The 15042-nt window shown below is 47.8% G+C and carries 10 protein-coding genes; all 10 read left to right on the forward strand.

Annotated features, from left to right (window positions below):
- Window positions 1–140 precede the first annotated feature (140 nt).
- The 10 genes from MHI32_RS10575 (at window position 141) to MHI32_RS10620 (ending at window position 15041) form a co-directional block, all read left to right on the forward strand.
- Window positions 141–1205, forward strand: coding sequence for a GDSL-type esterase/lipase family protein (locus MHI32_RS10575; protein WP_076191358.1), 1065 nt, complete (start codon window positions 141–143; stop codon window positions 1203–1205).
- Window positions 1206–1221: 16 nt separating this feature from the next.
- Entirely contained in the window at window positions 1222–2775 is a 1554-nt protein-coding gene (locus MHI32_RS10580) for an extracellular solute-binding protein (protein WP_076130127.1), read from the forward strand.
- Window positions 2776–2849: 74 nt separating this feature from the next.
- Window positions 2850–7103, forward strand: coding sequence for an alpha/beta hydrolase fold domain-containing protein (locus MHI32_RS10585; protein WP_340012306.1), 4254 nt, complete (start codon window positions 2850–2852; stop codon window positions 7101–7103).
- 103 nt (window positions 7104–7206) lie between these two features.
- Window positions 7207–7413, forward strand: coding sequence for a tautomerase family protein (locus MHI32_RS10590; protein WP_076130129.1), 207 nt, complete (start codon window positions 7207–7209; stop codon window positions 7411–7413).
- Window positions 7403–8359 (forward strand): ABC transporter permease subunit, encoded by a 957-nt coding sequence (locus tag MHI32_RS10595; RefSeq protein ID WP_076130130.1) that lies wholly within the window; start codon window positions 7403–7405, stop codon window positions 8357–8359. Before MHI32_RS10590 ends, MHI32_RS10595 begins: the two co-directional genes overlap by 11 nt.
- Before the next feature lie 21 nt (window positions 8360–8380).
- Window positions 8381–9265 carry a carbohydrate ABC transporter permease gene (locus MHI32_RS10600; protein WP_139329962.1) on the forward strand — a complete coding sequence of 295 codons (885 nt, stop codon included), beginning with the start codon at window positions 8381–8383 and terminating at the stop codon, window positions 9263–9265.
- A 64-nt stretch (window positions 9266–9329) separates the two neighbouring features.
- Window positions 9330–10361 (forward strand): response regulator, encoded by a 1032-nt coding sequence (locus MHI32_RS10605; protein ID WP_340012309.1) that lies wholly within the window; start codon window positions 9330–9332, stop codon window positions 10359–10361.
- Window positions 10361–12157 (forward strand): sensor histidine kinase, encoded by a 1797-nt coding sequence (locus MHI32_RS10610; protein WP_076316549.1) that lies wholly within the window; start codon window positions 10361–10363, stop codon window positions 12155–12157. Before MHI32_RS10605 ends, MHI32_RS10610 begins: the two co-directional genes overlap by 1 nt.
- A 47-nt stretch (window positions 12158–12204) precedes the next feature.
- Complete coding sequence (locus MHI32_RS10615; protein WP_076130134.1) at window positions 12205–12966, forward strand: glucose 1-dehydrogenase; 762 nt, start codon at window positions 12205–12207, stop codon at window positions 12964–12966.
- Complete coding sequence (locus MHI32_RS10620) at window positions 12963–15041, forward strand: heparinase II/III family protein (RefSeq protein ID WP_340012311.1); 2079 nt, start codon at window positions 12963–12965, stop codon at window positions 15039–15041. Before MHI32_RS10615 ends, MHI32_RS10620 begins: the two co-directional genes overlap by 4 nt.
- Window position 15042 lies beyond the last annotated feature (1 nt).

The following is a 15042-nucleotide window of genomic DNA, read 5'->3' on the forward strand; positions in this document are numbered from 1 at the left end:
GCACAAGACTTGACTCATATATGACTCATAATAAACATAAAAACTTGTTGACTGTGCTTTTGTTGTTATTATATGATGCAATAGAAGTCAGATATGAGTTAACGCGAACTCGATTTTATTAAGGTGGTGTAGCTGCAAAGATGGAAAAGGAAGGCGTTTATTTTCACAATGTTTCGGAGCTGGTTCATAAACCCTATCAATCTGGATTGCATCTCCAGCGTTTTCCACAGCATGTGCGCAATGGCTTGTCAGAGAAAGGAAGAACCAAAGCTATACAATCGAACGGCTGCGAATTGCGGTTTGTCACCGAATCCAAGCATGTTAGGGTCACTGTCGGATCGAATGATAGTAACGGCCGCGTTGTGGTATGCAGAGGGGATTTTTTTCATTCTCAGCATTTTCTGCAGGCGGGTACGGTAACCACTCTGCACTTGGAGGAGCCGGAACGTTTTACAGAGGTATCAAGTAAGCGGCTGAATCAGTCTGGATTTTCCTCTAACGTATGGCGTTTGCATTTTGATCGTTTCGGAGCTGTTTTCTACGACGTGGATGCTTTTGGTTGTGAAGTACGTGCGCCTAGACCGGAAGAGGTACCGAAGCTTACGATGCTCGCCTATGGATCTTCCATCAGCCAGAGCGCGGGATCCACGCATCATTTCAATGGTTACTTACAGCAGACAGCGCGCAGACTTGGTGTGGATGTGCTAAATCTTGCGCTTAGCGGATCTTGTTATTGCGAGGACGTAGTTGCCGATCATCTGGCTGAACGTGAGGATTGGGATTTTCTGTTTCTGGAACTTGGTGTCAATATGCGTGCTGTAGTGTCTCCCGAGGAATTCAAGCGTAGAGTGTCTTACATGCTGGACCGGGTTATCAAAAATCATCCTGACAAACCTGTGTTCGTTACTACGATTTATCCGAATCGTGCAACGTATTTTCTTGATACAGGCCATCTTCTTCATGTCCAAGAGGCGGTTTTTAACGAAGTGCTGCTTCGTTACTGTGAAAGCAATAAACATCCACAACTACATCTGCTGGATGGCGCATCAGTCATGCGCGATCTTACCTCGCTGACCTCCGATCTGATTCATCCTTCCGATTATGGACACACGCTAATGAGCGAGCATTTAGCCAAGCTGTTGCGGCCCATGATCGAACCCCTCCGAACTTCTAGTCATTCTACTGAAGTGTCCCCAATTTTATAATAGGGAGTTGATGGAAATGAAGCGTTGGATGCTTACCATGGTGGGAGTTTCATTATTAGCCGTCTCTATGAATGGATGTTCCTCTTCTAATAAGGGGGGAGAAGAACAAGCAGGGGAGAGTCCGGAAAAAACCACTGCTTTCTCCATATCGTTCCGGAGCGGAAACATTTCGTATGCAGACAATCATCCGAATATCAATGATGACAAATGGGTCAAAAAGCTGGAGGAACTTACAAATACAGATCTTAACATCCGTTTGATGCAGCAGAAAAATTTTGATTCGCAAATGATTCAAATGTTCGCGATCAACGACATTCCGGATGTCGTGCAAGCAAGCTCTGGGTTGACGAACCCTCAGTTGGCAGGTTCCGTGGAGGCCGGAGTATTCATGCCCCTAAATGAATTGCTTGAGCAGTATGGGCAGGATCTTCTCAAGAAAGTTCCGAAGGAGGCATGGGAGAAGGAGACCGATGCCAAAGGTAATATCTATGCGATTCCGGAATGGCTGTCCAATCCGTCACGCCGGGCAACTTGGATTCGTGCGGATCTTTTGGAACAAACAGGGCTGCCAGAGCCTAAAACAGTAGATGACTTCCTGAATGTCATGCGTGCTTTTAAGAAGCTGGGTGTGGAGAATCCTTATATGGGCCGGGAGGACTTTGTATATTCGGATATGTTCTTCGGATCTTACGATACCTTTGCTAATTTCTTTATGAAACAAGGGGATCAAATTGTCCCGAAATTTATGAATATCGAAAATATGCAAAAGACGATCCAAACGTACAAGACAATGTTCGACGAAGGACTGATCAACAAGGAATTCGTCACAATTAATCCCACGAAATTTAAGAACGATATTCTTGCAGGCAAGGCGGGCATCTGGAACATGAATGCGAACCTGTTGATCCAATGGGATCAGCAGCTAAGAGAACAGGTGCCTACTGGTAAAATGAAGCTGATCGCCTCGCCCACAGGGCCAGACGGTAAGGGGGGACTTCGTCTTGTCGGTACGGTGCCGCGAGCGTATTTAATTAACAAGAATGCGAAAGACCCTGCCGGGATCGTCAAGTTTTTCAACTGGATGGTTAGTGACGAAGCGGAGAAGTTTTTTACCTTCGGAATTGAAGGGGAAAACTACACTGTAGAGAACGGAAATATTAACTATAACAGACCGAAAACAGCTGATGAAGTTGATGAAGAAACGTTCCGTCAAATCCTGCTGTGGTTCGTACAGGATACTACCTACAATAAAGGTGCGCTTAGTCTCACACCCGAAGGAAAAGATTTGATGAAGCTCTACGACACAGTACTTGCGAATGAGGGACGCGACGGGATTCAATTTGAACCGCAAGTAAAAGGCTATCAGAAAAACCCGGACATCACCCCAGGTGGAGATAAATTGCCACCAGTTATATTGACGCATGTGATCAATATGGTATACGGAAAAAAGCCGATTTCTGACTATCCGAAGGTGGTGGAGGAATGGCTGCAGAAAGGGGGAAGTGACGTCGTCAAGGAAGCAACAGAACGTTATAACAATAACGACGGTGTGATTTTGTCCCGACATTAATAAGCTGCATCTCACAAGAGGTTTGAACTCCATAATGCTTGTGATTACCTATACCATGTCAGGGAGGAATTCATTTGAGAAACGGACTATATAGGAAAGCTTTTCGAGTGGGCATTAGAGTACTGTTGGCTTTGGCTTTGTTATATTCGCCTTTGAAAATGCAAGCGCTTACTGAAGTTTATGCAGACGGAATAACCGATGACTATGTTACGCTCTACGAGGAAAACTTCGATGACCCTGACAATTTTGGATCTACCGGTGGTATTGCCATTCCGGGGCCTTGGCTGCAGGAAGGCGAAGGAAACAGTATGGCGAAAACTTCGGTTTCGTCCACGGCCCCGTCCGTACCGAATCTGGTGAAAATCGATGGCAAGGATGCATTGGCGCTGCCAGTGAATTCGACGGGGTACCGCAATCTTCAATTGAGTTATTATACACGGGCATCCTCCTACATCGGAGGAAGCGTCATCGTAGAATGGTCAAGTGACGGAGGGATAAATTGGACAACGTTGGAGGAATTTAAGCTGCCCCCAGGAACGCTGGAACAAAAGAACAGTGAGCCGAACCAACTCAAAGTCCAAAACTTGGGCAGCGGAGCTGACAACAACCCGAACGTCAAAATCCGGGTTCGTGTGGGGGAGCTTATGAGCGCGAATATGTACATTGATAGTGTCGCCCTCAAAGCTCAAGCGATTCCCGGAATACCACCCGCAGAGACACCGGTGCCAATCCCTACACCGGCTGAACCTAAGCCGTTTGTGGTTCCTGAAGGCGTTAAGCTGTATGAAGATGTGCGGATTGGGAATGCTGGAACGCGGCCGATTTATACTTCGATTGCCGTACCCAAGATCCTGCCTCAAGCACCCGTGCCAGTGATGGTATACATTCATGGCGGAGGTTGGAATCACGGAGACCGGAAGCAAGCCCTTGCCAGTATCTGCAACTATGTAACCAAGCGAGGATATATCGGAGTATCGCTGGATTACCGCTTAACCCCGGAAGCGCCATTCCCGGCGCAAATTCAGGATGTGAAGCTTGCTATTCGTTACTTGCGCGCGCATGCGGCAGAATACCATCTGGACCCGAGTCGGATCGGTGTATGGGGTTCGTCATCAGGGGGGCATCTGGCCTCACTACTCGGTACGACTGGGAACATTAAGTCAGGCGAGACAATCACATTGGATACAGGACATACCGTAAATGTTCCGGATTTGGCAGGGAATGGCGGTTGGCAGCAATATTCTGATCAAGTGCAAGCCGTTGTCGATCTCTACGGTCCAGCGGATTTTACAACAAACTTCGCTAATAGCTATAAATCTGTAAAAGCGCTTTTAGGCGGGAACGACGCGTTCTCTGTGCCAGACCAGGCAAGGTTGGCTATGCCTGGCACTTATGCGTCACCGGACGATCCGCCTTTTTTCATCCGCCATGGGGATGTGGATTCGACGATCCCATATACGGACAGTATTACGTTCTCCAATCAATTGAAGGATGCAGGCGTGAAAGTGGTCGATGTCAAAATTGTACCTAAACAAGGTCACGGTTTTATAGGCGAAGCGGCTGAGCAAGCAAGCGCCGAGGCTTGGGCTTTTATGGATCAATATGTAAAGAATCGAACGGCAACAACACCTGATGATGAGGTTGTATATCGCGATCTAGCCATTCTGGCACCGAGCGACGATGCAGTCATCGACAGCAGCAAGCCCACTGTAAACTTCAATAGCGCGACGGGCAGCAGCAATGGATTGTTCAGTATTTCTTCTGGCGCCGAGAACAAGAAATATGTGTATTTTAAATTTGATGTCTCTTCATATAGCAATCCTGCAAACAGGTATATTTTTAATGTTGCTGCCAAAAAGGGTTCATCCAATGCGGACCTCGAACTTTCGTTATTCGGCCTAAAGGATACAAATTGGACTGAATCGGAGCTGACTTGGAGCAATGCGCCTGTCACGGATCTGACCATTGCTTCGTTAAGTGGGAAATTTACCGTAACGGCAGACAAATCAGGAGCTCCACAGGTTTACAGCATCGATGTGTCCGAGTTTGTCAGAGAAAGATTGTCCGCATCGGGCGGTAATATCGCTTTTCTGCTTGGTGATGCGGCAAGCACTGGAATTTCCCTCAATGTCTATTCGAAAGAAGCTAATGGCAACAGCAACCCCCGTCCACAGCTGGTTGTTCAAGAAGCGGTTGCACCTTCAAGCGACCATGAGAAACCTTCCTGGCCGGATGGAAGTTCTCTGAAAGCTGTCAATATAGGTACAGAGTTCATTCAACTTTCTTGGCCGGCCGCCAGCGATAATCAAGGTATCGGCTCCTATCGCGTATACCGGGATAGCACCCTGTTATCCAATGTTACCGATGCAACGTATACAGCCGTCGGGCTTAGCCCTAGCACGGCGTACAGTTTTAAGGTTGAAGCGGTGGATCAGTCGGGCAATACATCCGTACCGCTTTCTTTTACCCGGTCAACGCTTACAGAACCCATCATTCCTTACGCGATTGCAAACGTGACAGCCAGCGACAGCGATGGCAATATCGCAACGAATACCATCGATAATAACTTGTTCACCCGTTGGTCCGCCGCAGGTAACAGCCCGTGGATCCAATACGATTTAGGCGAACGGAAGCAGATCAGTTATTTAGGTATTGCCGTTTATAAAGGTGACACGCGTACGGCTCAATTGAGTATCGAAACTTCAAATGACGGTTTGGCTTGGACTACCATATGGACTGGTGCAAGCATGTACAGAACCATAGAGATGCAACCTTTTGATTTTCCTGACACAGAAGCCAGATATGTGCGTATCGTAGGTCTTGGGAATTCTGATGGCAGCGCGTTTACAAGTTTATCGGAGATAAACATCTATGCGCCGTTCGCAAATGGCGATACACCTGTAGCCAGCATCCCGAACTACACGCCTAATCCACCCCGGGAACCGATCCCATTCAAAGCTCCCGGATTAACCGAACCTGAGGGTACGGTGCATCCGGTTCATTCCTCACCTACAACCACTGGGCGCATCTTGAACGTGCTGGACTATAATGCTGATCTCGCCGATAACGACACAGATGACGGTATTGCTATTCAAGCTGCCATAAACAGTGCTGAGTCCGGCGATGAGGTCTATTTGCCGTCTGGGGTTTATAATTTGAACTCAACATTGGATACTCTTGTCAATTTGAAGCTCAAGTCAGGAGTAAACCTTCGCGGTGAGGATCAATCAACAACCATCCTCAAGACATCTCTCAATAAGGTAAAAAACAGCGCCCTGATGAAAGTATCCGGACAGCATGATCTGTCCATAACTAATCTCACATTGACTTCTACATGGAACGGTGTCTACACGACGGATCACAAAGTGAACAACCCGGACGCCGGTGGTCCCGACAGCATGATTACCATCGCAAATTTTGGTGAAGTTCCGTCATACAACGTCACGGTTGATGGAGTTACTGTAGAGAAGTATTCACGTATGGGTGTGCGTATCGACAACAGCCGTGATATCGTCGTACGCCGCAGCACGTTCCGAAATGCGACAGATGTAGGTCCGGGCGGTGCTGGCTATGGTGTGTCGATTCAGGGCATGGCCAAGCAGGATCGCAACGGGTATGAGAACGACACGGTTTGGAATGTTGTGGAGGACTCCCATTTCGAAGGCCCTTATTTGCGGCATGGGGCGCTGATCCAATTTGTTGCCCATAACAATGTCCTGCGAAACAATCAGTTTATGAATACAAAGCTGGATGCCATCGATCTGCACGGAGAACTCGAATATTTGAACGAGATATACGGCAATGTGATTAGCGATATTCCCTACGGCGCGGCGATCGGACTGGGAAACACCGGGGGTACAGCACCCAGCAATCACAGTAAGTCAGGACCGCGTAACTATATCCATGACAATACGATTCGTAATACAAGAGAAGGAATCAATGTAACTATGGGCACCCCGGATACAGTCATTGAGCGAAATGTGATTGAGAATACAACGCATATAGAGAACGCCAAGGGCATTCAGATTTTGAACGGGCCAGGTACTATCATTAAGGAGAATATCATTCGCAACAACACCGCGTCGAATTATTGGGCTGTATCCCTTGAGCATGATCCCGGCGATAGCAAAGCAAATGATATCGGAGCGGGCGACCCGCAGGACGTTCAATTGATCGCAAATTCGCTGATTGGCAATACGAACGGTATTCGACTTCTTGCTGGAAAAGGGATCATCCTGCAGGGGAATCTTATTAACAGTATAAGTTGCAATTATTTCAAAAATGATCATGTAGTAGTAGAGGGTTGGCCGTTACCGATTATACCCTAAAGAAAACACAAGCTCACTCATAGAAACTCCATATTGCAAGCGCTTTATTGTAGGTAGAATGAGGTTAGATTCATTCACTATTTAAGGAAATGGAGGAAAGCCGATGCCACATATTGAGATTAGGATGTACGAAGGCCGAACGAGTGAGCAGAAGGAGGAGATAGTCACCGTATTCACGCGGGAGTTATCCCGAATTATTGAACGGGAGGAACGATTTATTACCGTCGAATTTCAAGAAATTCCCCTGGATGAGAATGCTCCGGCGAACCTGCTGAAAACAGGACCTATAGGAAACGGTTATGAAAGCTAAGTTAACTGGGGTTGACCTTATTAACTACAAAGCCGACACGAAAAGGTCCTTGCTTTTAAACATGTGGAAATTCAGAGCACTCTATGTGATTGCGATTCCCGGGATCTTGTATTTTATTATTTTCAAGTACTTGCCGTTGGCTGGTTCAGTTATTGCGTTTCAGAACTACAATATTTTTAAAGGCTTTACAGGCAGTGAATGGGTGGGACTCGAGCACTTTAGGACGATGTTCCAATACCAGGATTTCGGAAGAATCTTGAGCAATACAATTCTGCTAGGCTTGTATGATCTTATATTCGCCTTTCCGGCTCCAATATTGCTTGCGCTTCTGCTGAATGAAATTCGGCTTGTGTTTTACAAACGGTTTTTGCAAACGGTGGTTTATATGCCCCATTTCCTATCTTGGGTAATTGTCAGCGGTATCGCCTTGGGTATCCTCTCCCCAGGAACAGGGATTGTGAATCAGGCTTTACAAGCTTTCGGCTTTGAACCGATTTATTTTCTTGGTGAAAATTCATACATTCGCACGATTTTGATCAGTTCCGGCATTTGGAGGGATTCCGGGTACGGTACGATCATTTATCTGGCCGCGTTGGCAGGAATAAACCCAGATCTTTATGAGGCTGCTGAAGTAGACGGAGCCGGGCGCTGGAAACAAACCTTAGCCATTACACTGCCGTCTCTGATACCGACGATTATGATTTTGTTCCTTCTCCATATCGGGAGATTTCTTGATCTTGGCTTCGAGCGGGTATGGGTATTCCTGAACGCGCTTAATACCGGGAACGGGGAGATTCTGGACACTTATATCTATAAGGCGGGGCTGCTGTCTCAGCAATACAGCTATACAACAGCAGTGGGGCTATTCAAGTCGGTAGTTGGACTCATTCTGGTGCTCATCGGCAACATTTTGAGCAAAAAAACAACCGGTGAATCGCTGTATTAATCGCTCTTTATGGAGGTAGGGATGATGAGAGTACGCTATACTCGCGGCCAGAATCTATTTAATGTGTTCAATCTTTTGTTTCTGACCGCTCTCGCTTTGGCTATGTTTCTTCCGTTTCTGAATGTGATTGCCCAGTCCTTTAGCAGCTCTGAAGCAATTATTAATGGCAGGGTAGGCTTGCTGCCAAAGGAATTTACCGCGATCAATTATCAGTACGTTTTCAGCGATCATTCCATTTGGCGGGCGTTCGGTGTCTCCGTCTATATTACGGTACTGGGAACCGCCATTAATCTGATTGCGACAGCTTCTCTCGCTTATCCGGTGTCGCGGCCGGAATTCGTAGGACGTAAATACATCGTCATGATGGTATTGTTCACTATGGTATTCAGTGCCCCTCTTATTCCAAACTTTATCCTGATCAAAAATTTGGGGCTTATGAACTCCTTATGGGCACTTATGATTCCGGGCGCCATCAGCGCATTTAACTTTTTCGTGATGAGAAGCTTCTTCATGCAGCTGCCTCAGGAGCTGATAGATTCCTCCAGAATCGATGGGTGTGGCGAGCTGCGGATCATAGTCAATATGGTACTGCCGTTGTCCAAACCGGTAATGGCCTCATTGGGGATTTTCTACGCCGTCGGGCACTGGAATACGTACATGAGCGCTCTGTATTATATCAACAAGCCGTCATTATGGCCTCTGCAGGTGATGTTGAAGAAGCTCTTCGAGACGGACGATATCAGCATTGATCCGGCTTCCTCAGTTTATAGCTCTTTGGCCCACACCTCACCTGAGGGCATCAAAATGGCTGTTATCATTGTCGCTACTATTCCGATTATCATGATTTATCCGTTTCTTCAACGCCATTTCGTTAAAGGAATGATGGTCGGATCCGTCAAATCCTGATCTATCGTATTGTGGTAGAATAGGAACGCGTTAAGCGAGACGAATCGGAAGGTGGTATCCATGGATGAGATGTGTATTAATCGTAGACGACGAGCCCATGATTCGAAAGGGACTTTCTATCATGATCCAGCAATGCGGCGAGCATCCGTATAACATTAAGCTGGCCCAGAATGGCGAAGAGGCCATCCAGCTCATTATGGAGGAGCAGCCGGATTTTCTTTTTACAGATATCCGTATGCCCAAGGTAGACGGACTGGAGCTATGCCGGCGGCTGTCGGAGATGGAGACGGATATTCAGACTGTTGTCATCTCGGGTTATGGGGATTTTGAATACGCCCGCCAATGCGTGTCCTATGGAGTGAAAGAATATCTCCTGAAACCCGTGAGCAAAGGGAACCTTCAAAATGTGATCGCCAAACTGGAAGCGCATAGAGAGAAGTTAGAGAGTTTTGTCTCTGTCGCTAAGCTCGATGAATGGGTCATGCGTATGGATGATGCCATCTGGACCTTGGATAAAGAAAGGCTGTACCTTGTACTGAAGGAATGGGAAACTGACTTCCTCCAGCGTAAGATGAGCCGAATTCAGCAAAAAGAGCTTCTGGAAGAGGGCTATGCTTTACTCGTGAAGAAGCTGCTTGTCAATTCAGTTACACCCGGTAAAAGCGTGTTAGACTTGTCCGCAGCAGCTGGACCTGAGCAGTTATTTCACTGCTTCGCAGAAGCGTCAGCAGCTATATTGGAAGAGCTTCGTAGAAAGCGCAAGGGTAAAGCGAAGGATCCGATAGAGGAAGCTAAAGCATTTATTGAAAAGCATCTCGCCCAGGAAGTATCGCTGGAAGAAGTGGCGGAAGTGCTTGGGCTAAATGCCTCTTATTTCAGCCAGATGTTTAAGCACTCAACAGGAGAGACCTTTGTGCATTACCGCATAAAACGCAGGATGGAGAAGGCCAAAAGATTACTTGCCGATGCAAGCTATCGGATCACCGATATTTCCTATGAAGTCGGGTATGCAGACCATCCTCATTTTACGAAGACGTTCAAAAAGTTCACCGGGCTGGCTCCTTCGGAGTACCGCAACCAGCTGGGGATCGATTAATGAGAAAGAGTCTGTCGAACAAGCTGTTTGCCTCCTTTCTCACCGTCATTCTTCTATCCTTGTCCATGGTTGGATTTATCTCTTATTTTCAGGCTTCGGCTGAGCTGGATAAGTCTTCTGAGAAGTCCATTGCTCAAGTCATCAGAAGTGCGTCTTATCAAACGGATCTGTATTTGCAAAATTATGAAAAGGCTAGCGATTCCATCCTGTCCTACAATCAAGTCAAGGAGTTCTTGGATATGGACCCGGAGGATAGCTTCTCCTACTATCAATATACGAATGACATTCAGAAGTATTTGTTTCGTTCTTTGTTTATTCTGTATCCCCAGATTAATCTGATGTACGTCATCGGTGAACACGGCAAGGCCATTAGCGATGATAACTCCTATCAGGCACATAGCCTGCAGTTTCATCCTCAGGAACGCTACCGTTTCTTAAGCGAACATACGCCGGAGAGCGGCCGCATTACCATTCTCAACACGAATGTGATGAATGAAGGGGATAAGAACATTATTACGATGGTCCGCCGAATCAGAGGGGTCTCTTCCTATCGTTCCAAAGGTATAGTCGCCATTGAATTCAAGGCTGAGGATCTGGCCCGTATATGGGAACCTCTTGATCTGGGACAGGGCGGGTCCTATTTTATCATGGACGAATTCGGCAAGCTCCTTTACCGGGCGGAAGGGAATAATAACCACCCTGGGTTATCTGCTGAGCACATTCAGAATGTATTTCAACACCCAAATGACTCTGTGGTGGAAAAAGTAGACGGGAAAGAGTATTTGTTCGTGTCGAGAAAATCCGAATATTCCAAATGGCAGCTTGTAGTATCCATACCCGTTGGTGAGCTGCGCAAGCCTATTTCTACCATTCGTACGACCACGCTGGTGGTGGGAGTTCTCACGCTTGTCGGCACACTGCTCCTTGCAGCCTGGTTCGGACGATCCATCACGAAGCCCATCCTGATTCTTAAGGAGGGCATGAGGGAGACGGAAAAAGGCAAGTGGCGCAGGCTTGAGATGAACGGCCGTCAGGATGAACTGGGGGGATTGATGCGCAGCTACAATCTCATGGTGACCCGGCTGTCCGAAATGATTGAGCGGGTATACGAAGCGGAGCTTACCACCCAGAAGGAGGCTCTGGAGCGTCATCAAGCTGAATTCCAGGCACTCCAGCTGCAGATTAATCCGCACTATCTATATAACACATTAGAGACTATCAAATGTTATGCGGTCGTTCAGGATTCGGATGAAATCACAGAAATAGTGGAGGCCATGGCATTCATGCTTCGCTACTCCATCCAAACTAATCTGGAGGAAATTACGATTGCCAATGAGCTTAATCATGTACTGAGCTACATGACGATTCTCAAGCACCGGATCGGCAGGGAGTTCGAAATTGACGTAGTGATTCCGCCGACGCTGCTACTGGCTAAGATGGTCAGGCTTACACTTCAGCCCTTGATCGAAAATATTTTTCAGCATGCGTTTCCCGAGGGAATTGAAGACAAGCACTATATTAGAATCGACGCCAGAAAAGAGGGAGATCGTTTTCTAGTTCTTGTAGAGGATAACGGCGCAGGGATGTCCCGCGAACGGCTTGATAAGCTTCGTGAGAAGCTGAATCTGAATCAGCTGGCGGATACGGAAGGAGACTCCCTCTATCATAGAGGTGGAATCGGGCTCATGAACGTGCACCGGAGAATTCAAATGGTGTTCGGTGAACAATACGGATTAAGTGTCGAAAGCGTGGAGAATGAGGGAACCCGGTTGATCTTATCCATGCCTGCGGAGTGAGGAAAAAGATGTTTTCAGAAAAAATTACTATTAGGAGGAAATAGGCAATGAAAATTGATTTGACTGGTAAAATTGCGCTTGTTACAGGGTCCAATGCAGGGATAGGCCGACAAATCTTGGAGACTTTGGCTGCTTCCGGCGCCAAAGTGGCGGTAAACTATTTGTTCGGTTCTGCGGAGGAGACGGTGGACGCGATCCGTCAGGCCGGAGGAGAAGCTTATGCTTTTCAGGCAGACGCAACAAGTCCTGCCCAATTGGATAATATGGTGAAGGAAATTGAGGAGCATTTCGGCGGAACCATCGATATTCTCGTCAACAATGCAGGCGGCATGATCAATCGGGTTCCCAATACTGAAATGAACGAAGAGCATTACAACAAGGTGATGGACGTCAATTTTAAATCATGCGTGTTTGCCTGCAAAGCCGTATCCGCAGGAATGATTGCCAAGAAAAGCGGTAAAATCATCAATGTATCTTCCCTTGCGGCCCATGACGGCGGCGGACCGGGGGCTTCCATTTATGCAGCGGGCAAAGCTGCGGTATGGTCTTATACCAAGGGACTTGCCAAAGAGCTGAGTCCTCACGGGATTAATGTAAACGCTATCTCTCCTGGATTTATCGGTCAGACCGCTTTCCATGCTACCTTTACTGCGGATGCGGCAAGACAGGCAACGATTGCGAAGATTCCGCTGGGCCGGGAAGGTGCTCCACAGGATGTGAGCAATGTGGCACTCTTCCTCGCTTCAGAGCTGTCGGATTATCTGACAGGCGAAATTATTGAAATTAACGGAGGCTTGTTCATGCGATGATGAACCTTAAGGAGAAAGCAGATACTTTTTCCTGGGTTGGTCTTGAGGTGGATAAATTGAAAATGGAGCTGGATCCCTTCCGGAGAGAAGAGATTCTGCTCCCGACAGAACCTGGTGGCTGGTGGCACCAATATGTATGTCCCCAGCATCATACTGAGCTAATCTTCGATGTTATGGAGCAAGATGCGGTTGTCTTTTCTTGCCCGAAGGGCTGCAAGCTGGAAGGTGAGCCCTACCGGGCAGCATGGCTGGTATACCGGCATCAGGCAATGGCGCGAAACGCCCTGCAAGCTGCCGTGGTATTCGCCGCAGATGGAGAAGAATTCTATAGCAGCCTAGCCCGGAAGATTCTTATCGGTTATGCGGAGCAGTTCCCCTTGTATCCGGTTCATCCCGATGCTCAACCCTGGATGCTTAGTGGCCGTGCCTTTCATCAGGCGCTGACAGAGGCTATCTGGTCCACTACGCTTATTCGGGCCTATCTGCTGCTTGTGGATCATGGAGTAACGTTCACTGGGGAGGAAGAGGTAAAGCTGCAAGTGTTCTTCACGATGCTGGAGGAGAGTATGGAGCAATACCGCCACATCCTCATTTACGAGAAGAAGAATGCAGAGAACAATTATACCGCATGGCTGAATGCTAGCCTGGCTTGTGTATATGCCGCCAAAGGTACCAGAGAAAAGCTTGCTTCTTTGCTGGAGGGAGAAGGCGGATTCTATCATCATCTGTCCATTGGCGTGAAGCCAGATGGTTTTGAATTTGAAGGCAGCACGTACTACCATATTTTTGTATTGCGGGCTTATCTCATAGCAGCCGAGATGTACGGGCGCTTCGGGATTGACCTCTATGCTGCCAAAGGAGAACAGGGACAATCCATCCGTGGCATGTTTCAGTTGCTGGCAGAGCTTAGCGGCGATAACGGGGAGCTTCCAGCCGTGCATGATGGTCCTTATGCGCGCGTTCCTTTCGCCCGAGAAATTGCTGAAGTATTTGAAATAGGTATTGCGGTTTACCAAGACCCGAGTCTCCAGCCAATACTGGCGAATGCTTATAGATATCTATACGGGCAGGAATTAAGGACTGGTCTGGAGGCAGTGCTGTATGGAGCAGGTGAGAGTAAGGAGCTTCAGACCAGTTACAGGGTGAGAGACTCTGTCCTACTGCCGGATTCCGGATTCGCCGTGCTCCGCCACCCGGGCAATCCGCTGTCCGTGCTGGCGAATTTCGGAGAGCATGGCGGATCACATGGACATTTCGACAAGCTTCATATCACGATTATGCACCGATGGGGCGAGGTTGCTCCCGAACTGGGTATGGTTCCTTATGGATCTGTTTTGCGCAAGGAATGGTATTCCGAAACTGCGAGCCATAACACGGTCACCATCGGAGGTCGTTCCCAAGCTCCACATACCGGAAGCTGCTGTCAATTTCGCCAGGAAGGCAACGCTACGTACTTATGGATTCGTTCAGACAGCGCCTATGAAGGAGCTGTTCTAGAGCGGCATCTTGTATTGGCCGACGGTTGGCTGCTGGATTGGTTTCATGTTGAGCAAGTAACGGAGCGGAGTCAGGAAGTAGACTTATGGTTTCATCCGACGGGACATTTGCTGTTACCGTTCGACCCTCACCGTGTCCAGAAGGATTCTCCGGCAGTCCTTGGACTGGAAGCGGGTTATGGCTCAGTAGAAGTACTGTCCGCAATGAAAAATGAGACGGACTGTCCGTTAAATACGGAGTGGAATATCCGTTATGATGGAGTGAGCACCGGCCGGGAGTATGAAGTATCCACGAGTACTCTACTGGCGCCCGGCTCCACTATGTATGAAATCCGCACACCGGGTAATGCCGAAGACCCGAGTAGATTGCTACGAGGCATTATGCTTCGGTACAAAGGCCCGTCGGTTGATTTTATCACGGTTTATCGGGACGGGCACGAACCTGCTGTAATGAAGCTAGTGAGTCTGGTGGGCGAACCGCCCCGAATCCAAATAGCAACAACTGGGCAAGCAGTGGTGTATTGCCTTGACCCTAAAGCGGGACTGATTCAGGAAAAGTCCCGGAATACGGAGGAGTAGA

The organism is Paenibacillus sp. FSL H7-0690 (assembly GCF_037980415.1).
GTDB classification, from domain to species: domain Bacteria; phylum Bacillota; class Bacilli; order Paenibacillales; family Paenibacillaceae; genus Paenibacillus_AQ; species Paenibacillus_AQ odorifer.

Coding starts and splice junctions, on each gene's coding strand:
- MHI32_RS10605 (WP_340012309.1), top strand. CDS start 9,330: ATGAGATGTGTATTAATCGTAGACGACGAGCCCATGATTCGAAAGGGA.
- MHI32_RS10575 (WP_076191358.1), top strand. CDS start 141: ATGGAAAAGGAAGGCGTTTATTTTCACAATGTTTCGGAGCTGGTTCAT.
- MHI32_RS10615 (WP_076130134.1), top strand. CDS start 12,205: ATGAAAATTGATTTGACTGGTAAAATTGCGCTTGTTACAGGGTCCAAT.
- MHI32_RS10590 (WP_076130129.1), top strand. CDS start 7,207: ATGCCACATATTGAGATTAGGATGTACGAAGGCCGAACGAGTGAGCAG.
- MHI32_RS10610 (WP_076316549.1), top strand. CDS start 10,361: ATGAGAAAGAGTCTGTCGAACAAGCTGTTTGCCTCCTTTCTCACCGTC.
- MHI32_RS10595 (WP_076130130.1), top strand. CDS start 7,403: ATGAAAGCTAAGTTAACTGGGGTTGACCTTATTAACTACAAAGCCGAC.
- MHI32_RS10600 (WP_139329962.1), top strand. CDS start 8,381: ATGATGAGAGTACGCTATACTCGCGGCCAGAATCTATTTAATGTGTTC.
- MHI32_RS10580 (WP_076130127.1), top strand. CDS start 1,222: ATGAAGCGTTGGATGCTTACCATGGTGGGAGTTTCATTATTAGCCGTC.
- MHI32_RS10620 (WP_340012311.1), top strand. CDS start 12,963: ATGATGAACCTTAAGGAGAAAGCAGATACTTTTTCCTGGGTTGGTCTT.